General features: G+C 73.1%; 19 protein-coding genes. 7 read left to right on the top strand and 12 right to left on the bottom strand.

Annotation, left to right across the window (positions count from 1 at the left end; genetic code table 11):
• The first annotated feature begins 35 nt into the window (after positions 1 to 35).
• The 3 genes from MTF65_RS11470 (at position 36) to MTF65_RS11460 (ending at position 6,362) form a co-directional block, all read left to right on the top strand.
• Entirely contained in the window at positions 36 to 3,374 is a 3,339-nt protein-coding gene (locus MTF65_RS11470; RefSeq protein WP_243628443.1) for a protein kinase domain-containing protein, read from the top strand.
• 106 nt (positions 3,375 to 3,480) lie between these two features.
• Positions 3,481 to 5,589 (top strand): TPM domain-containing protein, encoded by a 2,109-nt coding sequence (locus MTF65_RS11465; RefSeq protein WP_374207206.1) that lies wholly within the window; start codon positions 3,481 to 3,483, stop codon positions 5,587 to 5,589.
• A gap of 53 nt (positions 5,590 to 5,642) precedes the next feature.
• Positions 5,643 to 6,362, top strand: coding sequence for a PspA/IM30 family protein (locus tag MTF65_RS11460; RefSeq protein ID WP_243628442.1), 720 nt, complete (start codon positions 5,643 to 5,645; stop codon positions 6,360 to 6,362).
• Between the two features lie 271 nt (positions 6,363 to 6,633).
• Here the strand turns inward: MTF65_RS11460 and MTF65_RS11455 are convergent, their stop codons facing one another.
• From MTF65_RS11455 to MTF65_RS11430, 6 genes are all read right to left on the bottom strand, one after another.
• Positions 6,634 to 9,249 carry a SpoIIE family protein phosphatase gene (locus MTF65_RS11455; RefSeq protein ID WP_243628681.1) on the bottom strand — a complete coding sequence of 872 codons (2,616 nt, stop codon included), beginning with the start codon at positions 9,247 to 9,249 and terminating at the stop codon, positions 6,634 to 6,636.
• A gap of 157 nt (positions 9,250 to 9,406) precedes the next feature.
• The gene (locus MTF65_RS11450; protein WP_243628441.1) at positions 9,407 to 9,835 is read right to left on the bottom strand and encodes an ATP-binding protein; all 429 of its coding nucleotides are present in this window, start codon (positions 9,833 to 9,835) and stop codon (positions 9,407 to 9,409) included.
• A 261-nt stretch (positions 9,836 to 10,096) separates the two neighbouring features.
• The gene (locus MTF65_RS11445) at positions 10,097 to 10,489 is read right to left on the bottom strand and encodes a (deoxy)nucleoside triphosphate pyrophosphohydrolase (RefSeq protein ID WP_243628440.1); all 393 of its coding nucleotides are present in this window, start codon (positions 10,487 to 10,489) and stop codon (positions 10,097 to 10,099) included.
• A gap of 29 nt (positions 10,490 to 10,518) precedes the next feature.
• Positions 10,519 to 10,713 (bottom strand): SPOR domain-containing protein, encoded by a 195-nt coding sequence (locus MTF65_RS11440; RefSeq protein ID WP_243628439.1) that lies wholly within the window; start codon positions 10,711 to 10,713, stop codon positions 10,519 to 10,521.
• Positions 10,714 to 10,939: 226 nt separating this feature from the next.
• A complete protein-coding gene (locus MTF65_RS11435) occupies positions 10,940 to 11,692 on the bottom strand; it encodes a GntR family transcriptional regulator (RefSeq protein WP_243628438.1) in 753 nt (250 codons plus the stop codon).
• Between the two features lie 355 nt (positions 11,693 to 12,047).
• Positions 12,048 to 12,581: a flavoprotein gene (locus MTF65_RS11430; RefSeq protein ID WP_243628437.1), complete on the bottom strand. Its 534-nt coding sequence runs from the start codon at positions 12,579 to 12,581 to the stop codon at positions 12,048 to 12,050.
• 114 nt (positions 12,582 to 12,695) lie between these two features.
• Here MTF65_RS11430 and MTF65_RS11425 point away from each other — a divergent pair, with 114 nt between their 5' ends.
• Complete coding sequence (locus MTF65_RS11425) at positions 12,696 to 13,871, top strand: helix-turn-helix domain-containing protein (RefSeq protein ID WP_243628436.1); 1,176 nt, start codon at positions 12,696 to 12,698, stop codon at positions 13,869 to 13,871.
• A gap of 320 nt (positions 13,872 to 14,191) precedes the next feature.
• On the top strand, positions 14,192 to 14,632 hold the full coding sequence (locus MTF65_RS11420) for a hypothetical protein (RefSeq protein WP_243628435.1): 441 nt from the start codon (positions 14,192 to 14,194) through the stop codon (positions 14,630 to 14,632).
• A gap of 322 nt (positions 14,633 to 14,954) precedes the next feature.
• Here the strand turns inward: MTF65_RS11420 and MTF65_RS11415 are convergent, their stop codons facing one another.
• On the bottom strand, positions 14,955 to 16,538 hold the full coding sequence (locus MTF65_RS11415; RefSeq protein ID WP_243628434.1) for a S8 family peptidase: 1,584 nt from the start codon (positions 16,536 to 16,538) through the stop codon (positions 14,955 to 14,957).
• 231 nt (positions 16,539 to 16,769) lie between these two features.
• Between MTF65_RS11415 and MTF65_RS11410 the strand changes: the two genes are divergently transcribed.
• Positions 16,770 to 17,894: a pyridoxal-phosphate dependent enzyme gene (locus MTF65_RS11410; RefSeq protein WP_243628433.1), complete on the top strand. Its 1,125-nt coding sequence runs from the start codon at positions 16,770 to 16,772 to the stop codon at positions 17,892 to 17,894.
• 187 nt (positions 17,895 to 18,081) lie between these two features.
• Here the strand turns inward: MTF65_RS11410 and MTF65_RS11405 are convergent, their stop codons facing one another.
• From MTF65_RS11405 to MTF65_RS11390, 4 genes are all read right to left on the bottom strand, one after another.
• On the bottom strand, positions 18,082 to 18,870 hold the full coding sequence (locus tag MTF65_RS11405; RefSeq protein WP_243628432.1) for a serine protease: 789 nt from the start codon (positions 18,868 to 18,870) through the stop codon (positions 18,082 to 18,084).
• Positions 18,867 to 19,928: an esterase family protein gene (locus tag MTF65_RS11400; protein WP_243628680.1), complete on the bottom strand. Its 1,062-nt coding sequence runs from the start codon at positions 19,926 to 19,928 to the stop codon at positions 18,867 to 18,869. The genes MTF65_RS11405 and MTF65_RS11400 overlap by 4 nt, the downstream gene beginning before the upstream one ends.
• Positions 19,929 to 20,148: 220 nt before the next feature.
• Entirely contained in the window at positions 20,149 to 21,246 is a 1,098-nt protein-coding gene (locus MTF65_RS11395) for an esterase family protein (RefSeq protein WP_243628431.1), read from the bottom strand.
• A gap of 184 nt (positions 21,247 to 21,430) precedes the next feature.
• Entirely contained in the window at positions 21,431 to 21,868 is a 438-nt protein-coding gene (locus tag MTF65_RS11390) for a MarR family winged helix-turn-helix transcriptional regulator (RefSeq protein WP_243628430.1), read from the bottom strand.
• Positions 21,869 to 21,945: 77 nt separating this feature from the next.
• Between MTF65_RS11390 and MTF65_RS11385 the strand changes: the two genes are divergently transcribed.
• A complete protein-coding gene (locus MTF65_RS11385; protein ID WP_243628429.1) occupies positions 21,946 to 22,983 on the top strand; it encodes an SMP-30/gluconolactonase/LRE family protein in 1,038 nt (345 codons plus the stop codon).
• Between the two features lie 52 nt (positions 22,984 to 23,035).
• On the opposite strand, the gene MTF65_RS11380 is transcribed toward MTF65_RS11385, so the two are convergent.
• Positions 23,036 to 23,104: a BBE domain-containing protein gene (locus MTF65_RS11380; protein ID WP_243628679.1), complete on the bottom strand. Its 69-nt coding sequence runs from the start codon at positions 23,102 to 23,104 to the stop codon at positions 23,036 to 23,038.
• Between the last annotated feature and the right edge of the window lie 8 nt (positions 23,105 to 23,112).

Here is a 23,112-nt window from a genome sequence, read left to right as displayed (position 1 = left end):
CATTGACGTGGAGTCAGGGGGCATGCGCGGTGCGGGTGGGGGATCAACTGGCGGGCCGTTACCGGCTGGACCGGCGGCTCGGCCAGGGCGGTATGGGCGAGGTGTGGCGCGGGCACGACCTGGACCTGGACCGGGCCGTCGCGGTGAAGGTGCTGCTGGAGGCGGCGACGAACGACGAGGTGGTGGCCCGCTTCCGGCGCGAGGCCACCATCGGGGCGCGGCTCCAGCACCCGGGGATCACGGTGGTGCACGACGTGGGCCGCCACGACGGCCGGCTCTTCATCGTCATGGAGTTGCTCTCCGGCGAGGACCTGGCTTCGGTACTGGGCCGCTCCCCGGACGGCCTGCCGGTGGAGCAGGCGCTCGGTCTGGCGGCGCAGACGGCGGAGGCCCTGGCCGCCGCGCACGAACGGGCCGTGGTGCACCGGGACCTGAAGCCCGCCAACCTCTTCCGGCTGCCCGGCGGCCGCCTCAAGATCTGCGACTTCGGCATCGCGCACTCCGCGGACGCGACGGCGGGCTGGACGGTCACCGGCCGGATCTTCGGCACCCCGGCGTACATGGCGCCCGAGCAGTGGCGGGGCGAGGCGGTGGACGCCCGGTGCGATCTGTACGCGCTGGGGTGCGTGCTGTACGCCCTGCTGAGCGGGGGGCCGCCGTTCGGTTCGGCCGAGGGGCCCTACGTCCTCATGCGCCGGCACATCGAGGACGCCCCGGCGCCGCTGCGGGTGGCCCCGGAGCTGGACGCGCTGGTACGGGTCCTGCTGGCGAAGTCCCCGGCGGAGCGGCCGGAGTCGGCGGAGTCGGTGGGGAAGACGCTGCGGGGGCTGCTGGAACTGGGGGGTGCTCCGGCCGGGGGTCCCGCCTGGGGTCCGGCCGGCGTGGCCGCGGCTGCGGGAGCGGTCGCAGGCGCGGGAGCGGGCGCAGGCGCGGTCGCAGGCGCAGGCGCGGTCGCAGGCGCGGGAGCGGGAGCGGGCGCGGGCGTGGGCCCAGCTGCGGGAGCGGGCGCAGGCGCAGGCGCAGCTGCGGGAGCGGGCGCAGGCACAGGCGCAGCTGCGGGAGCGGGCGCGGCGGGCGGGGGAGCGGGAGCGGGCGCGGCGGGCGGGGGAGCGGGAGCGGGAGCGGGGGAGTCTGCCGCGGGGGTCGTGGACCCCGCCGAAGTGCGGGAGTTCGTACGGGGGCTGCTGCTGGAGGCGGAGGCGGAACTGGAGCCCGGCTCCCCGCACGCCCAGCTCGGGCGCCGGCGCGTCGAGGCCCTGGCCCGCGCGGCGGACGCGGCGGCCCGCTTCGACGCGGGGCTGGCCGGCCGGCTGCTGGCGGGCGCGGAGCTCGCCGCGTGGGCCGATGCCGGGGAGAGCGGGTTGGTGGTGGCCGGGAATCTGGCCAGACTCGCCCGGCAGAGCGCCCCGCATGCCCCCGCGCGAACGGATCGGCTCCTCACCGATGCCCAGCAGGCACTGTTCACGGTGTTCCCGCCGGAGCGGCAGAGCCCGCTCCACTCGGTGGCGCGAGAGCTCGCCGCGGTCGCCCCCGAGCGCGCCGCCGTGCTGGCCCGGCGTCACTTCGGCGGCGGCACGTTCAGCGGACAGATGTCGGGCGGCGGCATCTGGACGCGGGTGGCCGAGGGCGCGGCCCGGACCGACCCCGCGCGACTGGACGAGTACCTGGACCTGATCGCGGACCCGGAACTGCGGTCGTCGGCGGAGCGGGCGGCCGTGACGGCCGCCGCCGTGGCCGCCGCGCCCGGGGATCCCGAGGAGGCGTTGCGCCTCATCGCGCACATGCCGCTCGGGAGCGAGCGCGTCCGCGCCCTGTGCGAGGTGGCGTCGGCGCTCGGCGTCACCGGACACCCGGAGGACCTGTTCCTCGACCGGGCGAGGCAGGAGCTGTTCCTCCTCGTGCGGGAGCGCGCGGCGGACATCCCGGGCCGCGGGGGTACGGACTCACAGGATGCGCGGGTTAAGGCCGCACGGGCGGCCCTGGACGCCGCCCTGGCGCGTGAGGGGCGCCCCCGGCTCCCGCTGGACCTGGCGGCGGGACGGGAACGGGCGGCGCTCGCCCGGGCCCGGGGCGAGGGGTCGTCACGGGCCCTGGAGCTGATCCGGATCGCCTCCGAGTACGTGTCCGACCGGCCCTGGCTGCCGGAGGCGGCGACGGACCCCGGCAGCCCGCCGCCGCGCGACCGGGCCGTGGTCGTCAGCACCGCGACCCGGGCCCGGAGAGGCCGCCCTCCCGAGGCGGCCGTGGGCCCCGGCCAGGTCCGCTGGCGCGCGGAGGTGGGCCCGGGCACGGCCCCTTCGGGCGGGCAGCTCCCCTCGTCCCTGCCCTCGAACCCCCTCCACGCCGCCGGGGACTGCGTGGTGTGGTCCGAGGGCGACGAGGTGGGCTCCGTATGGGCCGACACCGGTGCGGGCCGCTGGAGCGCGCACGCCGACGAAGGGGTCCCGGCCCGGCCGTTGCCGGGCGCGGCGCGGGAGGCCGCCGCGCGGGTGACCGCGGCCCGGGTGTCGAGCGCGGCGGACGCGGGCGTGGTCCTCGTCGCCGTGGAGGCGGCCGCCGGCCTCGGGGTCCGGCTGCTGGCGCGGGAGCCCGAGGACGGCCGGGTCCGCTGGTGGCGGGATCTGCCGGACACCCGGACCGGCCAGGGTGCGGCGCTGACCCTGGCCTGCGGGCTCGGGCTGTACGGGACGCGCGGCGAGCTGACCGCCCTGGACCCGGCGACCGGCGAGACCGTGTGGCGGCGCCCGGTCCAGGGCGGTGGTTCGCGCAGGCTGACGGTGGCGGGCGACTGCCTGGTCCTCTCGGACGGGCTCCTGCTCACGGCGCTGCGGCCGGCCGACGGACTGCCCCTGTGGTCCTGGCCGCGGAACGGGTACGCGCTCGGGCCGCAGCTCCCGGGCGGTCCGGTGCACGTGATGGACGGGGACACCGTGCGCGCCCTGCGACGGCTCGACGGGCACGAGCTGTGGCGGTTCGAGGCGGGCTCGCCGGCGCCCCGGCTGCTGGTCGAGGGCGGCGTGGTCTACGCGGCCGTGTTCCGGACCGAGGAGGGCTGGGACATGGTGTACGCCCTGGACGGGCAGAGCGGGAGCTTGTTGTGGCAACAGCGGGTGACCCGGCGGAGCGGCCCCTCCTGCGTCCTCGAACCGCTGGGCATCCGGCAGGGCGTGCTCTACCTCAAGTCCTCGCAGGGGGGCCGCGGCGGACGGTTCGGCCGCACGCCCCGGCCGCCGTTCCTGACGGGCCTGGACCTGGCGACCGGAAGGCCGGTCTGGCACTGGGAGCACCCCGGGATCGGCGGCGCCGCGGCCGTGCTGGCCGGTGACGGCATCGTCCTCTCGCTGCCCGGGCTCACGGCGGTGGCACTGCCGTAGGGCCGGGCCCTCCCGCCGGGCCCTCCCGCCGGGCCTCCGGCGGGGCCCTCCCGTCGGGTGATCGCTCCGGGTGCGGGGCCGGAAGAGCGCCCATACGCTCCCAGATGTGACTCCGTCGACGAGACGCACCGCCCCCGCGATCGCCGTCCGAGCGGCCCTCGCCCTCGCCGCCGCGCTGCTCGCGTTCGGCGGGTGGGGGGTGGGCGGGGCGGCGCCCGCCCGGGCGGAGGATCCCGTCACCCTGTCCCAGCAGGGGCAGATCACCGACCGCGTCGGGGCCCTCGGCGACCGGAGGCCCGCCGTCGGGGCCGCGCTCGACAGGCTGTACGCGAACCGCGGGATCCAGCTCTTCGTCGCCTACGTGCACGACTTCTCCGACCGCTCCGCCCAGAGCTGGGCCGACGCCACCGCGCAGAAGAACGGCCTCGGCCAGAACGACGTACTGCTGGCCGTGGCGACCGGAGCCCGGCAGTACGCCTATTCGGCCGATGTGGACTCCGGATTCACCGAGGAGCAGCTCGCGGCCGTCGCGCGGACCGCCATCGATCCCGCCTTGCGGCAGAACGACTGGGCGGGCGCCGCGATCGGCGCGGCCAACGGCTACGACGCCGTGCTCGGCGGGCAGCCCGTACCCGTCCCCGCCATCACCCCCGGCGAGGCGAACCCCGGCGGTGACGGTTCGAGCGGCCAGAACGGGGCCGGGGACTTCGTGCTCCCGGTCGTCACGGTCGGCGCGGCCGCCGCGCTCGCGGCGTACGCGTACCGCCGCAGCAAGCGAAAGGGCGGCGGCACCGGGTCCGGTACGAGGACCACGACGGGCTGGGGCGAGCAGCCCGCGACCACGACCGCGCTCCCGCTGCCCGAACTCGACGCCAAGGCCAAGGCGCTGCTGGTGGAGACCGACGACGCGGTCCGCACCAGCATCGAGGAACTCGGCTTCGCCTCGGCCCAGTTCGGGGACGCGGCCGTGGGCTCCTTCACCGAGGCCGTGGGGTACGCCAAGGGCGAGCTGACGCACGCCTTCCGGCTGCGCCAGCAGCTCGACGACGCGTACCCGGAGGACGACGCCACCCGGCGCCGGATGCTGGACGAGATCGTCGCCCGCTGCGCGGAGGCGAACCGGCGGCTCGACGCCGAGGCGGCGGACTTCGACCGGCTGCGGGACCTGGAGAAGAACGCAGCGCGGGCGCTGGCGACCGTGGAGGACCGTTTCCGCGCGCTGGCCGGGCGCACGACGACGGCGGAGGCCACGCTCACCGCCCTCACCGGGCGGTACGCGGACTCCGCCGCGGCCCCGGTGGCCTCCAACGCCGAACAGGCCAAGGACCGGCTGCTGTTCGCGACCACCAGCCTCGACGGGGCGCGGGCGGCGATCGACGGCGGGGACAACGGCGGGGCGGCCGTGCACGTACGGGCCGCCGAGGGCGCGGTGGACCAGGCCGCGACCCTGGTGGACGCGGTCGAGCGGCGGGCCCAGGAGCTGGCGGAGGCGGCCGGGAAGCTGGACGGGGCGGTGAACGAGACCGAGACGGACCTCGCGGACGCTCGCGGCCTGCTGGCCGGCACCGCCAAGGAGGTCTCGACGGCGGATCTGCGCGGCCGGATCAGCCGTGCGGAGGCGGTCCTGGCCGACGTACGGCAGGAGCGGGCGGCCGGCCGGTACGACCCGATCGACGCGCTGCGGCGGGTCGAGGAGGCGGACGCGCTGCTCGACGAGGCCCTGTCGGGGGCGCGCGAAAGCGAATCGGGCCGTCGGCGGGCGGTGGCGCTGCTGGACCAGGCGCTGCTCTCGGCCCGCAGCGCGATCGGCGCGGCGACGGACTACATCACCACCAGCCGGGGCGCGGTCGGCAGCCAGGCCCGGACCCGGCTGGCGGAGGCGCAGCGGCACCTGGAGCGGTCGGCGGCCCTGACGGAACCGGACCCGGCGGCGGCCCTGGCGGAGGCCCAGCGGGCGGACGCGCTCGCCCGGCAGGCGCAGCAGCTGGCCGAGCAGGACGTACGGGGCTACCAGGACGCGTACGCCGGCGGCGGCCGGCGGCAGAGCGGGGGCATGGGCGGCGCGGTGCTCGGCGGGATCATCCTCGGCGAGATCCTCGGCGGCGGCCGGGGTGGCCGGGGCGGGGGTTTCGGCGGCGGGGGCGGGGGCCCCGGCCCGGGCTCCTTCGGCGGCGGGCGCACCCGCGGTCGGATGGGCGGCGGCGGCCGCTTCTAGAACCTGCTGGAGCTGTGGCTCGGCGCCCTCACCTCACCAAGGAGTTCACGCTCATGAGCAAGCAGACCGTCCTCGGCCGGGTCACCCAGCTCGCGAAGGCCAACATCAACGCCCTGCTGGACCAGGCGGAGGATCCGCAGAGGATGCTGGACCAGCTGATCCGCGACTACACGAACAACATCGCGGAGGCGGAGCAGGCGGTCGCCACCACGATCGGCAATCTGCGGATGCTGGAGGCGGACCACAAGGAGGACGTGGAGGCGGCCGCCGGGTGGGGCGGCAAGGCGCTCGCGGCGAGCCGGAAGGGCGACGAACTGCGGGCCGCCGGCGCGGCGGCGGAGGCGGACCGGTTCGACAACCTGGCGAGGGTCGCGCTGGGCCGCCAGTTGCAGTCGGAGAAGGAGGCGCGGACGGCGGAGCCGACGATCGCCGCCCAGGCGCAGGTGGTCGACAAGCTCAAGGCGGGCCTGGACTCGATGCGGAACAAGCTGACCGAGCTGACGGCCAAGCGCGACGAGCTGGTGGCGCGGGCGGAGACGGCGCGGGCGCAGAACACGATGCTGGACGCGGTGAAGGACATCGACGTCATGGACCCGACGAGCGACCTGAACCGCTTCGAGGACAAGGTCCGCCGGGAGGAGGCCCTGGCGCTCGGCAAGCAGGAACTGGCCGCCTCCACCCTGGACGCCCAGTTCGAGGCCCTGGACGACCTCGGCAGGGCCTCGGACATCGAGGACCGCCTGGCGGCCCTGAAGGCGGGCAGAACGGCATAGACCCGCCGCCGGCGGGACCCGCCGCAGGACCCAGGCGTGGCAGGTCCCGCCGTGGGACCCAGGCGTGGCGGGACCCGCCGTGGGACCCGGACGTGGCGGGACCCGCCGCAGGACCCAGGCGTGGCAGGTCCCGCCGTGGGACCCAGGCGTGGCAGGTCCCGCCGTGGGACCCAGGCGTGGCGGGTCCCGCCCCGGACCCGGCGCAGGCTGGCCCGCCGCAGGACCGGGGCGCGGCGGGACTCGCCGCGTGGGGCCCCCGCCCGGGTCCGGATCAGCCGTACAGGCCCAGCAGCTGCTCCGCCGACAGTTCCGTCACCGATTCGGCGGCCGCCCCCGGCAGCGGGAGCTCGAACCACACCGTCTTCCCCCGGTGGGTCCGGCGGGTGCCCCAGCCCGCGGACAGCAGGCCGACCAGCTGGAGCCCCCGCCCGCCCTCGTCCGTGTCCCGCGCCCGCCGCCGCCGCGGCTGGACCAGGTTGCCGTCCCACACCTCGCAGACGAGGGTGCGGTCGAGCAGGAGACGGAGCCGGATCTCACCCTCGCCGTACCGCAGGGCGTTCGTGACCAGCTCGCTCACCAGCAGCTCGGTAGTGTCCAGCAGCCCCTCCAGCCCCCACGCCGGCAGCTTCGCCCGCGCCAGCTCCCGCGCGCGCCCCACCGACCGCGCCTCCCGGGGCAGCTGCCAGTCGCCCACCGCGTCCACCGGCAGTCCCTGCACCCGCGCCATCAGCAGCGCGATGTCGTCCTCCCCGTGCCGGGTGTCCAGCGTGTTCAGCACGTGGTCGCAGACGTCCTCCAGCGGCCGCACCGGATCGGCGAGCGCCTCCCGCAGCCCTCGCAGCCCCTCCTCCAGGGGGTGGTCCCGCGACTCCACCAGCCCGTCCGTGTACAGCGCCAGCAGCGCGCCCTCCGGGAGTTCGACCTCCACCTCCTCGAAGGGCTCGCCGCCCACCCCCAGCGGCATCCCCGGCGGCACCTCCAGCAGCAGCCCCGGCCGGGGCGCGGCGCCCGGTTCCGCCGGTTCCACCAGGACCGGCGGCATGTGGCCGGCGTTGGCGATCGTGCAGCGCCGGGTCACCGGGTCGTACACGGCGTACACGCAGGTCGCGAGGTACACCTCCGACCGGTCCGCGTCCCGCGAGTGCAGCGCCGCCCGGGAGGCCTGCTGGGAGCCTCCGGGGGCGCCGAGCCCCCGCGCGATCTCGTCCAGCGCCGTCAGTACCTCCGCCGGCTCCAGATCCAGCAGCGCGAGCGTCCGTACCGCGGTCCGCAGCTCCCCCATGGCCACGGCCGCCCGCAGCCCGCGGCCCATCACGTCCCCGACGACCAGGGCCGTGCGGTGCCCGGGCAGCTCGATGACGTCGAACCAGTCCCCGCCGACCTCGGTCGCGGCGTTGCCCGGCAGGTACCGGCAGGCGATGTCCAGGCCCGCCGCCTCCGGGTCTCCCGGGGGCAGCAGGCTGCGCTGGAGTATCAGCGCCCGCTCGTGCTCGCGCCGGTACAGGCGCGCGTTGTCGATGCAGACGGCGGCCCGCGCGGCCAGCTCCACCGCCACCGCCCGGTCGCGTTCCCCGAAGGGCTCGCTGCCCTTGGTACGGGAGAACTGGGCGAGTCCGACCACCGTGTCGTGCGCCACCAGCGGCACCACCAGCGTCGACTGCACGAGGTCGTCCGCCCCGCCGGCCACGATCAGCCGGGGCCGCGCCGTCCGCAGCGCCAGCGCGCTGGGCGACGCGGCCGGATACCGGTGGACCTCCCCTACGGAGACCAGCGCGCCGGGACCCGACAGCGGCGCGTCCGACACCGCCGAGGCGAAGGCCACCCGCCGCAGCGGGGCGGAGGGGGCGCGCCCGGGTCCCTGCCCGGGCAGGGAGGGCACCCCGGGGCCCTGCGGCCGGGCGGGCCGGTCGTCGTCGCCGAGCAGCAGCCCCTGGTACAGGTCCACGGAGGCCAGGTCGCAGAAGCCGGGGACGGTGACGTCGAGGAGTTCCCGGGCGGTGGTCTCCAGGTCGAGGGAGTTCCCGATCCGGTGCCCGGCCTCGTTGAGGAGGGCGAGGTTGCGCCGGACGCCGGCGGCCTCGCGGGCGGCGAGGTGGCGTCGGGTGACATCGGTGCCGAGGCCCGCGACGCCGATGGGGCGGCCGCTGCCGCCGTGCACCCGGTAGAGGTTGATCGACCAGTGGCGGTTGTCCCTGCTGCCCGGGGCCGCCCCGGTGATCCGGAGGTCGGTGACGGACTGTCCGGTCTCCAGCACCCGTCGCAGGGCCTCGGTCATCCGGTCGGCCTCGTGGGCGGGGAGGTAGTCGTGGACGGTGCGGCCGCGGTGCTCCTCGGCCGCGCCGCCGAACACGGTCGCGAAGCGGCGGTTGGCCCGCTGCACGGTGAGGTCCGTACCGAAGAGAAGGAAGCCGAAGGGAGATTGGCCGAATATGGCACGCGAGGCCGCGAGATCGGATTCGATCCGCCGCAGCGCGCGTACGTCGACCACGACGCACAGCGCGGCCCGCTCACCGGTCTCCGTCTGGGTCGGCATCACATAGATCTCGGCCACGCCGTGGCCGCCGTCGCCGTCGCCGTCGGGGATCCGGAACGGGACGAGACCAGTCCATTCCTTGCCGTCGAGGATCTCGGCCACCTTGCGGTGCCCGCCGTCGCGCAGCTCCGGCGGCATGAAGGCGTCGACCGGGTCGCGGCCGACCGTCTGGGCCGCGGTGAGGCCGAACAGTTCCTCGGCGCGCAGGCTCCACTGGTCGACGAGCCCGTCCGGGCCGATCGAGAACGAAGCGACCTTTATGTAGTCATATATCGAGCCAGGCGGGCTGCTGTGCCACAGGGAGTCGTCCCATGTCTCCCCGGGCACTCGGGCCTGATGTGCCTGCGCAGGTATCTCGCTCACGCGACCGTCCCCTCCAGCTCACCGCAACCGGACCGGCCATGACCGAAGTATTCAGCACCACGGCCCCGGACGGCACGGCGTTCACGATCACAAAAAGGTCCCGTTAGTTTCAGCCATGTCCGGTGATCGTCGGCCACCCTTCCCCTTGTTACTCACCAGGAAGAGCCAACTCGAACCACACGGTCTTCCCCGACTTCCCGTGGCGGGTCCCCCAGCGCTGTGCCGAGACGGCGACGAGTTGCAGTCCGCGACCGCCCTCGTCGTCCGGGTGCGCGACGCGCTCCCGGGGCGGATCCGGAAGCGGATCGGAAACTTCCACGAGCAGCGCGGCGCCTCCCGTGGAGCCCTCCTCGGCTGGTTTCGGCCGTACAAGACGGACCCCGATGGGGCCGGAGGCGTAGCGCAGGGAGTTGGTGACCAGCTCGCTGACCAGCAGGACGGTCACGTCACCGACTGCCTCCAGGCCCCAGGCCCGGAGTTTTCCGCGCACGGCGTGGCGGGCGGTGCGGACGACACCGGGCTCGGCGGGGAAGGCCCACTCGGCGCATTCACCGTCTGTCTCGATCACGCCGATCACTTCCTGGGCCGGCAGCGACCCCAGTCGGGTTCAGCAGGAACAGAGGGATCAATAGCGACATACCCGATATTTAAGGCGTCGTACCACTCGATCCCCCACGCACCGGCGCACTGGGGCACAGACGGCCTACAGCGTGAGCGGCACGCGCCCCGATGCGACCCGCCGTGCCCCCTTACCCCCCACCCCCACGCCGCCCGCGCCACCCGCGCCGCCCCCGCACGTGCGATCCGCTGCGGGCCCCGCGCCGCCCGCCGCGCCGACTCAGACGCGCAGTCGGCGCCCCGCCTCCGCGACCGCCGGGCGGTCCTGGTCGAGCCAGTCCACCGAGTCCAGCTCCTCGGGCCCGAGCCACCGCAGTTCGTCGTGGTCCTCCAGCGGCGCGGGCTCCCCGGACACCAGGCGGGCCGTCCACACGTGCAGCACGAGACCGGGTGCCAGCGCCCACTCCCCCGGGATCCGCTCCAGCGGCTCGGCCTCGATACCGAGTTCCTCACGCAGTTCGCGCACCAGGGCCTCGGGTACGGATTCACCCGGCTCAGCCTTCCCGCCGGGCAGCTCCCAGCGGCCGGCCAGCTCCGGCGGCGCGCTGCGACGGGCGGCCAGCAGGCGCCCGTCATGACAAAGGGCTCCGCCCACGACCACTCGTACAGTCATGGGCGGAGCCTATGTCAATGCCGGAACGCTCAGTTCGTCGTGGCGGTCTGGCTGCCCTGACCGACTCTCTCGACCCAATAGAGCTGCTTGTGCCCGCGGTCGTCGAGGCTGTCGACGACCTTCTGGGCCTCGGACCGGGTGGGGTACCGGCCCACCCGGTAGCGGTTGCCGTTGTCGTCCTGACGTATGACCAGCCATGGAAGCAGGGCACCGCTGTCGTTCATCGCGCTTCACCCTCCGCCGATGTACCTGCCCAGGAAACCCCATTGCGCATATGCCCGAGCTTACGCCCGACCTTTACACAGCGGATACGGGTTTTCACGAAGAGGTACCTCACAGGCGTACGCATCCGGCCATGCGTACGAGCGGGCCGTGCGCGCCGGTTCACACGGGGCGCGTGGTCGGCCCTTCGTCGCCCACGCGATCAACGGGCAAAGGGACGAGGGCCAGTCACCGCACGGGCAGGTGGTACGCGAGCCGGTACCGGTCCGCGGGGACCACGACGTCAGCGGTCTCGACGGCGAGTCCGGACGCGAAGTACGTGCGGCCGATCACCAGCACCACATGCCCCGGAACCCCGCCGAGCAACACGCTCTCCTCCGCCAGCCCCGGTCGCGCACCGACCTCCTCGACCACGTTGTCGACCACGACGTCGATCGCGGCCATCCGGTCGACCACCCCCGAGCCGCCCAGCGGCCCCTCCTCAGGCAGCATCACCGGCGTCCGCCCGGTCACGGCGAGCGGCTCCCACGAGGTGGACAGCATCATCGCCTCGCCCGCGTCGCGGAAGACGTACCGCGTCCGCATCACCCGGTCGCCCGCCTCGATGCCGAGCCGCCGCGCGATCTCCGCGGGCGCGGCCGTCTGCTCGCTGCTCGACTCCCACGTGCCGCGCGCGCCCGTCTCCGCCTGCTCCTGTCTGAACGGCGTCGACGCGCCCCCGCTGCGGTACCCGGAGCGCGAGACCCGCCGCGGCACGGGCTGTTCCCGTACGTACGTACCCGACCCGGACCGGCCCTCGACCAGCCCCTCCGCCATGAGGACCTTCCGCGCCTCCAGCGCGACCGTGTCCGAGACCCCGTACTCCTCGCGGATCCGGGCCTGCGAGGGAAGCCGGGCATGCGGGGGCAGGGACCCATCGACGATCTTCCGTCGCAGATCCCCGGCGACGCGCAGATAGGCCGGCTGCTCACCGAAAGCCACTGGCCACTCCCATCAGGTTGACAGACAGCAACACCCTGGCAACCGACGGTTGTACACCGCAAGCGAGGGCCAGAGTTTCACCCGAAGTGATGAAGCCAGGTCACCCAAACCCGTTACCGCGCGTTACCCCTCAACCGACTCCGCGCGGACCCTCGTGATCACTCCCCAACGCCTCGTACGAATATTCGCCCACCCACCCCGGAACCACCATCGACAACCCGCACGCCCGTCCGGCTCTCCAGCATCATCAACACCGGCTGAGCCAGCCGGCGGTACGGCATCCCCTGAGCAGCACAACGCCCCCTCTCGGCCTCCGGGCTGGGAGGGGCGCTCTCGTGCGTCCGAAGCCCGCCGCCTACCGGCCGAGGTCTTCGACAACGTCCAACGCCAGACCCCACGGGTATGGCCGCTTCTCCCCCGGCAGGTTCGGCTCGAAGCCCTCCGTCCCGTACAGCACCCGGACTCCGGCCTCCCGAAGAGTCTCAAGCGACCGGGGCAGCTGCGGGTGCTGGGCGTACGCCGCGTTCACGCACGGCATCACCGCCATCGGGATGCCCTTGCCGATCCCCTCCGCCACGAACCCGACGACCCACGTGTCAGTGATCCCGAGCGCCCACCTATTGATCGTGTTCGTCGTCGCGGGGGCGACGAGCACGACGTCCGCCGGCGGCCACACGTCCGGCTGACCGGGCCGCTTGTAGCGCGTGCGCACCGGATGCCCCGTCAGGGCAGCCAACCCAGGAAGGTTGTCCTCCAGCCAGTCGGCGGCCGTCGGCGTGACGCCCAGGCACACGTCCCAGCCGCGGCGCTGCGCCTCCTCCACCACGCCTGCGATCTCGAAGACGGGCGGCGCGGCCGAGCAGAGCAGGTAGAGAATCCTCGTCGTCATGGCGCCCGAGCCTATTCAATCGCCCCCGATTCACGTGGAGTCGGGGGCGAGGGCAGACCCGGCACACTGTGCGCGGGTACGGTCCGTGAAGACGCGTCTTGGACGGAGACCTGTATGCCTCTACCCGACGATGACCACACCGGGTCCCGGATCCGGGAACAACGGCGACTCGCGCGCCTGACCCAACGCGAGTTGGCCGACCGGATTCCGTACAGCCTCAGCCTCCTGAACCAGGTCGAGTGCGGCGCACGCCCCGCGAGCGCTGGCCTGGTGGCAGCTGTGGCGCAGGCGCTCAAGGTGGACGCGTCCCGATTGACAGGACCACCTGCCGTGGCCCCTCTTTCCCCTGGCCGACTGCTCGCGCTGGTTGCCCCGATCCGGGAAGCCCTCGACCAGTATGACCTCGGCCCGCATCCCGATCTCACCGAAGTACGTCCGGCGCAGGAGCTGATCACTGCGGCGGACGCCGTGTGCCAGCAGGTGCGGGCAACACACCTGCGGGCGGCGGCCGAGGCCTTGCCCTCGCTGATCGTCGAGCTGACACACACCGTCTGGACAGCCCCGTCAACTGCACTCTGGCAGGCCCTCGCCTCTGCTTACCGGACCGCGCACGATGTCACGCTGAAGCTCGGCTACCCGGACCTCTCACGCGTGGCGCTGGACCGAATGGGATGGGCGGCGGCCCGCGCCTCGGACCCTTGTATCGAGGCGGTGCAGCGGTATAAGCGGGCGATCCTCTGGCGCTGCGCGACGAGCCTCCCGCTGATCGCGTCGGGTCACAGCCTGCTGGCCGGGGAGACGAGCAGGGAGGCGCTCACGGTGGCGGGGCAGCTCCACCTCGGCGCGGCGACGGTGGCTGCCAAGAACGAGGACCGTTCTGCGGTGGAGACACACATCGCCGCAGCCCGCGAGATGGCCGACCGTGTCGGCGGTGAGGCCTGCGAGGTGCACTGGCTGAGCTTTGGACGGGTGAACGTTGGACTGCACGAGCTGGGTGCGGCGATCGCCATGCGTAGCTTCGATGAGGCTCTCGTCCAGGCCCGGGCACTGAAGCTGCCGGCCTCGACGCTGACGTCACGGCGTGCCCGGTATCTGGTAGACCGTGCGCTGGTGGAGATGGAGGCGGGGCACGCGGATAAGTCGCTGAAGTATCTGTCAAAGGCGCGGCAGGTGGCGCCGGAGCAGACCAGGCATTCGCCGGGCACCCGCACGACGGTCCGCGGCCTGGTGCACATGTCGCGGCGGGCGCCCGACGGCTTGGGTGGGATGGCCCGCTGGGTCGGTCTGTAGCACTCACACATCTGTGAGCGTTCCTGTCCCGTGCTGCCGTCACGCTGGTGTCACCACCCGCTGACGACGGTAGGGAGCACGGGCATGCAGCCGACGAGAGTTGAGATGGACGAGGTCACCCGACTCGTCAGGCGCACTCTGGTTCCCTACAGCCAAAAACCCAGCGACTGGGACACCCTGACCACAGTCGGCCCCGGGGCGGGGCCGTTGGCGAACTGGGGACACGCTCGTTCCCCCGCCCGCATCGTGCGCACCCTCCACAACGCCCTATTGGAGGAAGGCCGGCGCCGCGAGGCAGTCAGCCAGCGGCAGGCAGACGCGTGAGCATCGTCCTGCCCCGCGCCGTCATGCCCGACGCCGACTTCCTGCGCGAGGTGCGAGTTTCCTACGCCACGGGCGCCAACGGATGCGCCTACCTGATGATGGGCCACCCCGAGGCACACGAGCGTCGGGGAACGAGCATCGACCGCCATCTGCGCGGAATCGCCGTCGGCCTCGGCCTGCGCGAAGGGGAGGGATACCCGCCCACTCCGCGCCTCCTGTACTACGCGTGGGGAGCGTGGGCCCTCGACTACGGGCACCCGGAGACGCTCCTCGCGCTCCCCCGACCGCCGCACGGCTGGGCCACGCGCGCCCAAGGGGACCGAGCCGCGCACATCGGCGTCTGCCTCGACCCCGCCCTGCCACCGTCCACGCCTGACCGCGTACTCACCGGGACCGTGGGCTACAAGGCGGACAGACGCCTCGGCCTCATCCACTGATCCGGCCACGCACTGAGAAAAGGAGCGAGCCGCAATTGAGCGCAAGCGAGTACTGCCTCTACTGCGATCAGCCCGTTGCCGCCGTCGCCGCGAACCGGATCGTCATGCACGCAGCCTCCGGCGCACGGCCTGACGCGTACGCGCACGCGGACTGCGGCCCGGGGAACCGGCGGGGTGGCCTCGCTTCGTCGATTCCCCGCGCCCCGAAGAATCTCTGACGGGCTTCCCCCGCCAAGCCGTCAGGCGCACGAGCGCAGGTGGCCCCCAGCTCTCGGCTGGAGGCCACCTGCCTATGAGGTGTGCGTTGTTACAGGGTGTCCGGTCAGAACTGGAGCGCCCAGGAGTCGATCTTCCCGGTGTCGTAGTTCGCGTTGTCGTTCACGCGGAGCTTCCAGACGCCGTTCGCGACCTCCGAGGAGGCGTTGACCGTGTAGGTCTGGTTGATGTTGTCCGTGCTGCTGCCGGTGCGGTTGTGAAGGGTGTAGACGGTGCCGTCGGGGGCGACCAGGTCGACCTTCAGGTCACCGATCCACGTGTGCTGGATGTTGACCGGGACGCTCAGCGTCGCCGGGGCGTTGCCGGAGATCCCGCTGACGGTGATCGGCGACTCGACGGTGGAGTTGTCGTTGATCGCGTAGTCGTTCAGGTTCTCGAAGCGGGTGCCCGGGTTCGGCGGGGTGGTGTCGCCGCCGACGTAGAGCAGGCGGTTCGGGGAGCCGGATCCGGGGCTGGTCACCACGTTCGGCGTGGCCGCCGCGACCAGGCTGTCGCGGACCTGCGCCGGGGTGCTCGCCGGGTTCTGCGAGAGGTGGAGGGCGGCGGCGCCCACCACGTGCGGCGTGGCCATCGACGTACCGGAGATGGTGTTGGTGGCGGTGTCGCCCGTGCCCCACGAGGAGGTGATGGAGGAGCCCGGCGCGAAGATGTCCAGGATGGTGCCGTAGTTGGAGTAGCTGGCCTTGGCGTCGGTGCTGGTGGTGGCGCCGACCGTGATGGCCTCGGCGACGCGCGCCGGGGACTTCGTGGAGGCGTCGGTGGACTCGTTGCCCGCCGCGACGCCGTAAGTGATGCCGGCGGCTATGGAGTTGCGTACGGCGGTGTCGAGCGCGGAGTCCGCGCCGCCGCCGAGCGACATGTTGGCCACGGCCGGCTTGACGGCGTTGCGCGTGACCCAGTCGATTCCCGCGACGACCTGGGCGGTCGTGCCGGAGCCGTTGTTGTCGAGCACGCGGACACCGACGATCTTGGCCTTCTTGGCCACGCCGTACGAACCGCCCGCGACGGTGCCGGCGACGTGGGTGCCGTGGCCGTGGCCGTCCTGGGCGGTGTTGTCGTTGTCGATGGCGTCGTAGCCGTCGGAGGCGCGGCCGCCGAAGTCCTGGTGCGTCTTGCGGACGCCGGTGTCGATGATGTACGCCGTGACGCCCTCGCCGGCCTTGTCCGGGTACGTGTAGCTCTGGTTCAGCGGGAGCGCGCGCTGGTCGATGCGGTCCAGACCCCAGGACGGCGGGCTGGGCTGGGTGCCCTGGGTGCCGTCTACGGTGAACAGCCGGTTCTGCACGACCGACTTGACGGCCGGGTCCGCGGCGAGCTTGCGGGCCTGGGCCTCGGAGACCGCGACGGAGTACCCGTTGAGGGCGGCGCTGTAGGTCCGGTCGATCTTCGCGCCGTACCGCTTGGCGACGGCCTTGCCGCTGTCGTCGGTGGAGCGGGCGGCGGAGTCTTTCAGGGTCACGATGTAGCTGCCGGGGACGGCGTCGGCGGCGCCCGCGTTCTCGATGACGCCCTGCGGAGCGCTGTCCGCCGCGGCGGCGGGTAACGCGGCGGCTGCGCCGAGCGCGAGGGCCACGACGGCGGTCGCGCTGATGCCGGCGATCTTCCGGCGGGTGTGACGCTTTACGGACATGTGAGGTGTCCTCCTCATAGGTGGTGCGTTGCGGGGGGTTACGGCGGCGGCCCGTCTGTGGTGTGGGGATATTGCAGGGCGCGCGAGATGCGCCATGCTCATGACAAGTTCCGACTTTCGGACCGCCGTCTCCGAAAGATTGACGCACGCTCGCGGCATCTCACAAGAGGAGAGACGACGCGTAACATCCCTGCCACACACCGGCCATGAACGAGCAAAGGCGATCCGCACATGACGCACGCACTGCCCGGCTACGTCTGCCCCGACGACGGCGCCCGGGCCGACGTGCGGACGGCGCCCTGGTGCTGCCCCCTGTGCGGCGGGCCGTGGGACCTCGATTTCACGCCGGACCCCGGCGCGCCGCTGGAGCCGGCGGCCGGTCCCCGTTCTCTGTGGCGGTACGGCTCCGCACTGCCGCTGCCGGGGGCTTTCGCCGTGACGCTGGCGGAGGGGAACACTCCACTGGTGCCGCTGGCCGAACGGATTCACGCCAAACTCGACTTCCTGATGCCGACGCTGTCGTTCAAGGACCGGGGCGCGGTGATGCTCGTGGAGCTGGCCCGCCGGCTGGCGCCGCGGCGGGTGGTCGCGGACAGCAGCGGCAACGCGGGGACGGCCTTCGCCGCCTACTGCGCGCGGGCGGGCCTGAGTTGTGAAGTTTTCGTGCCCGAGGGCACCTCGGAGAAGAAGACGGAGCAGATGCGGGCGCACGGGGCCGCCGTCCGCGTGGTCCCCGGGGGCCGGGAGGCCGCCGCGCTGGCCGCCCGCGCCGCCGCCGACGAGCCGGGCGTCTTCTACGCGAGCCACGTCTTCAACCCGTACTTCCTGCACGGTACGAAGACGTACGTGTACGAGGTGTGGGAGGAGCTCGGCGGCCGGCTGCCGGAGACCCTGGTCGTCCCGGTGGGCAACGGCACCCTCCTGCTGGGCTCGGCCCTCGCGGTGGCGGAACTGGCCCGGCGCGGGGTGCGGCCGCCGGCCCTGATCGCGGTCCAGTCCGAGGCCGTGGCCCCGCTGGCCGAGGCCTTCGCGGCCGGGGCCGAGGACGCGGACCCGGTGGAGCAGCGGCCCACCCTGGCCGAGGGGATCGCCATCCCGGCCCCGCCCCGGGCGCGCCAGATCCTGGCGGCGGTCCGCGCGTCCGGCGGAACCTTCCTGACCGTCCCGGACGATCGGCTGCGCGCGGCCCAGCTCGACCTGGCGCGGCGCGGCCTGTTCGTGGAGCCGACGGCCGCGGCCTGCTGGGCGGCGGTGGGTCCGGGCGCGCCCGGCGATCCCCTGCGGGGCAGGACCACGGTCCTGCCGCTGTGCGGCGCGGGCGCGAAGACGGGCCTGGCTCGCCGGCCTGGTGGCTGAGCACGACCACGAGAATCCTGTCCGCCTGGTCAGCGAGGTGGACGCTGACGCGGCGCCCACCCTGGGGTACGAATCATCCGGCTCAGCCCCGATCAGGCCCGCAAGGCGTAGGGCGTTCGCGGGCGCGGAGCGCTGGGCGCGGAGCGCTGGGCGCGGGATGCGGGCGCGCATGCCGGTCGGGGCGTGGTCAGCCGTGGGCGGCGCGGTCGTAGAGGGCCTTCGCGCGCTCGTCGTACAGGGCGGCCGTGGAGTCCACGTCCGTCTCGCCGCCGCTCAGTACGCCGATCAGCCGGCCCGGCTCCCCCGGCCCGCCCCGGTCGGCGATCCAGGGGCTCCCGCTGGTGCCCGTCCAGAAGCCGGCGCAGCCGATGTACAGCAGGTCGGGGTCGTTCTCGTCGTGCCGGGTCTGGGTGGTGCAGGAGACGGGTTCGTTCTCCGGGTTGCGGTCGGACTCCGGGTAGCCGACCACCGTCACCTCCCGCTCGTAGCCGGAGGTCCAGTCGGGTCTCGGCGCCTCGCGGCGGCCCACCGCCTCCTGGACGCCGCGCCCGTCCGCGTCGGGCTCGATGGTGAGGAAGGCGAAGTCGGCGGTGTCGTCGCCCCACTTCGTCCAGCGGTCGTCCACGTGGATCGAGCGGACCTTCCACAGCCCGAGGGGCCGGTTTCCCGCGCCCTCGCCGGAGAAGCCGGGGGCGAAGGCGAGCTCGCCGATGGCCAGGCCGTCGTGCGCGACCTCGCCGGGCTCCCCGTCCTCGCCCGCCGGGGCCACACAGTGCGCGGCGGTGGCGACGACGTTGCCCCGGGGGCTGTCCACGACGCTCGCCGTGCACCAGTGCTCCCCGTTCGCCATGAGCACGCCGACGGTGGGGAAGGGAGGCTCCGGCAGGTCGCCCGGCGCCTTGAGGAGCGCCACCGAGAACACCGCAGCGACTCCGGCGGCGGCGGCCGCGTAGGCCCCCTTCACCACCGGGCTCATCCCACGGCGGGGTCGGGTGTCGGCGCCCGCATCACTTTGCTGATCCACTCCAGGGAGCCCTCCCTCATGCCACGTACGTACGACCTTCCGTTGTGCTGACCATCCTCGATCACCTGGAGCCGGGTGTGCACGGGGCCCGTCCCGTACTCCTCCATGAACTGCTCGGCCCGCTCGCGGCCGCCCTCCTCGGTGCCGATCTGGAAGTTGATGTACACGTCCGGGCCACCCGCCTTGATCAGCTTCTCGGCGAGCTTCTCGGGGTTGTTCTCGTCCATGGCCCGCGTGTTCCCCTTCCACAGTGGGGAGTCGGGGACGAAGTCGGTGCCGCTCGCGATCACCGCCTTGAAGCGGTCGGGGTACTTCAGGACGTGCTTGAAGGCGCCGAAGCCGCCCGAGGAGGAGCCCATGAAAGCCCACCCGTCGCGGGAGGTGGAGGTGCGGAAATTGGCCTTCGTGAAATCCGGGACGTCATCGGCCATCCAGGTGCCCATCTTGGGCTCACCGGGGATGTCCGACCCGTCGTAGTGGTACGTGGTGTCGGCGTTGATCACCGGCATGACGAGGATGAAGGGGAGGCTGGTGCCGCCCTTCACCCCGTCGATCACGGCCTGCTGGAGGCCGAGGCCGGGGCCCGTCCCCCAATAGTTCGTGGGGTAGCCGCGGCCGCCGGGCAGGGAGATCAGGACCGGGAAGGCGCTCTTGGCGTAGCGCGGCTCGTCGTACTCCTTCGGCACCCACACCCAGACGTCACCGGTGAAGCCGGACTTCTTTCCGGTGAGGGTGGTGCGGGCGATCTGCGTACCGTCCGGCAGCCGGGAGGTGCGGACGAATGCCGCCGCCGGACCGGTGGGCATGCTCACGCCGGGCGGCCCGATGTCGGCGGTGGCCGCCGTCTTCTCCTGGGTCTTCCCGAAGGACGTGGGATCGCCCACGTCGGAGAAGAGGCCGAACCCGTACGCCGCCACCCCGCCCCCGGCGGCGAGGGCGAGCGCGAGCCCACCGCCGATCAGGAGGCGGCGCGTGCGCGGCCGACGGCGGCGGCCCGCGGCGCCCTCCACACCCTCGGCACCCTCGGCGCCCTGGTGGCCCTCGCGGCCCTCGGCACCCTCGGCCTGGCCTTGGCCCTGCTGGTCATGCTGCACGGAAATGTCCCGTTCCCTCTCCGGCGCTCCCGTGGGAGCGCGGGGTGGACCGTTCGGTCCGCCTTACACCCATTACAGAGTTTTAAACGACCGGATGGGTTGCGTGGGACCGGGACGGCGTGGCGTGCCCCACGCCTCAGCCGGCGGCGTCGGGCTTCGGGGCCTTCAGCACCTTGCTGATCCACTCCAGCGAGCCTTCCTTCATGCCCCGCACGTAGTGCCAGCCGTTGTGCTCGCCGTTCTGGATGTCGCGGATGGTCATCTTGACCGGCCCCTTGCCGTACGCGTCCTTGAACCGCGTCATCCGCTGCTTGCCGCTCTCCCTCGTCCCGACCTGGAAGTTGATGTAGACCTCGGGGCCGTTGGTGTCGATCAGCTTCTGCGCGAGCTTCTCGGGGTCGTTCGCGTCCATCTCCGCCTGGTGTCCCTTCCAGAGCGGGGAGTCGGGAACGATTTCGCCGCCGCTGGCGATCACGGCCTTGAACTTGTCCGGGTACTGGAGGAGCAGCTTCATGCCGACGAACGCGCCCGAGGAGGAGCCCATGAAGGCCCAGCCGTCGCGGGACTTGTACGTACGGAAGTTGGCGCGGGTGAAGTCCGGTATGTCCTCGGAGAGCCAGGTGCCCATCTTGGCCTGGCCGGGTATGTCGGAGCCGTCGTAGTAGTACTTGGCGTCCGGGTTGAGCGCCGGCATGACCACGATGAACGGCAGGCTCGTGCCCGCCTTGACGCCCTCGGTTATGGCCTTCTGGAGGCCGAGACTGCGGTCGGACCAGTAGTTGCTCGGGTAGCCGTTGCCGCCGGGGAGCGCGATGAGGACCGGGAAGGCGCTCTTGGCGTACTTCGGGTCCTCGTACTCCTTGGGCGCCCACACCCAGACATCGCCCTCGAAGCCGGACTTCGCGCCCGTGAGGCGGGTCTTGGCGATGATCGTGCCGTCGTCGAGCTTGGCGGTCTGCTTGAAGTCGGCGTGCGGGCCGGACGGCATGAGCACGTCGGGGTCACCGGTCGGCTTGGCAGGGGCCGGCTCGGCGGGGGCGGCCGGAGCACGCCGGCCGTCCTGCCCCTTCCCGGCGGGGGCCGACGGGGCCTTGCCGAAGCTGACGGCGTCGCCGTTTCCGGAGAACCACTCGTACTTCCAGGCCGCGAAGCCGCTGCCGCCACCGAGGACGAGCGCGCAGACGACGCCCGCGCCGATCACTGTCGCGCGGCGCGACCGCCTGGGCGTACGCACGGGCTCGCGCGGCTCCTGGCCATCGGACTGCGGGCGCTGCGGCGGGTAGTCGTGCACGAACTTCGCTCCGAACGGTCATGGCTGCCCCGGTGGTGCGGGCAGAACGGCTGGACATCCCGTACTTCCTGAGGGAAGAAGACCCCGCGGAGTTCCACATCCCGGCAAAAAACGCGATCGGCGCTGCTCAGCGCTGGTCGTCGAGCAGCCGCGCGCACCGCCCGAGCAGCGCGATCAGCGTCTCCCGCTCCTCGCCGGTGAACTCGGCCGCGAGCGCCCGCTCCACCCGTACGGCACCGGTGTCGGCGCGCCGCATCACCGCTTCCCCCTCCTCCGTGAGCCGGGTCTCCAGGACGTTGCGGTGCCACTCGTGCGGGGTCCGCGCGATGAGCCCGCGCTCCTGGAGGTTCTTCAGCACGGTGTTCATGGTCGGCGGCGTGACCCCGCACAGCCGGGCGAGGGCGGCGGCGGAGATGCCCGGCTTCTCGGAGAGCCAGAGCAGGGCGGCGTACTGCGGAACCGTTACTCCCGCCGGCCTCAGGGCCGCGTTCTTCGCCGCGAGGAGCGCCTGCTCGGCGCGCTTGATGTGGGAGCCGATGCGCTCCTCGGCGGGCATGGACGTCATCCCCGCATCCTACGGGCCTTGCAAGCATTAGAGCCCTAACGTATGTTCGTATTCACCTAGACGGAAGAGGACACCTGATGCGCCGCCTGCCGATGAAGCTCTCCGCCCTCACCACGCTCGCCCTGACGACGACCGTGACCCTGACGCTGACGCTGACCACCACCTCGGCCCAAGCCACCTCCACCGCGCCGGCCACGACCACGCCCGCGACCGCGCCCACGACCGCGCCCCGCGTCTCCACGGCGTTCACGATCCCCGGCGAGAAGGTCTACCCCGAGGGCATAGCCGCCGACCCCCGTACCGGCACGGTCTACGTCGGCTCGTACGCCGACGGCACCATCTACCGGGCGCGCCCCGGCGCCCGTACGGCCGAGGTGTTCCTGCCCGCCGGCACCGACGGCCGCGACACCGCGAACGGGCTCCGCGTCGACGCCCTCGGCCGCCTCTGGGTCACCGACTCCACCACCGGCGTCGCGGTCTACGACCCCCGGACCGGAACCCGCCTGGCCCACTTCGAGGTCGGGGGCGGCGACCCCTTCTTCGTCAACGACCTGACCATCACCCCGGACGGCACCGCCTACCTGACGGACAGCATCCGCGCGGTGGTCTACCGCGTGACCCCGGCCCAGCTGGCCGCCGGCTCCGGCCCGCTGCTCCCGGCGTTCGACCTGCGCGGCCACCTGACCCCGCAGCCCGCGGGCACCTTCACCCTGAACGGCATCACCACAGACCGGGCCGGCCGCTACCTCCTCACCGTGGACATGACGGCGGGCGACCTCCACCGCATCGACCTCCGCACCGGCGCGATCTCCCGGGTCGCCCTGACCGGCGCCGACCTCAAGCACGCCGACGGCCTCGACCTCTCCGCCGACGGCAGCCTCCGCGCGGCCCACAACACCACCAACACCCTGACCCGCTGGCGGCTCTCCCCGGACGGCACCCGCGCCCGCCTGACCCGCACGATCACGGACCCCGGCCTCCAGATCCCCACCACCCTGGCCCACACCCCGGGCCGCACCCTGGTGGTCCGGTCCCAGTTCGACAAGGGCGGCCCCATGACCCCCTCCACGGGTACCCCGACCACCTTCACGATCGCCTCGGTCCGCGGCCTCTGACGCCGCCGCCCACGCCCCGGACCGGCCGGCCCCCCGGGGCCGGCCCTTCGGATCACGGGGCGATGCTGTGGTTCAGGCGGAACAGGCGGGAGGGGTCGTACCGCCGCTTGATCGCCGTCAACCGGCGTA

This window comes from Streptomyces sp. APSN-46.1, assembly GCF_022815725.1.
GTDB lineage: Bacteria > Actinomycetota > Actinomycetes > Streptomycetales > Streptomycetaceae > Streptomyces.
The sequence above is the reverse complement of the archived record's forward strand: the minus strand, read 5'-3'. Positions and strand labels throughout refer to the sequence as shown.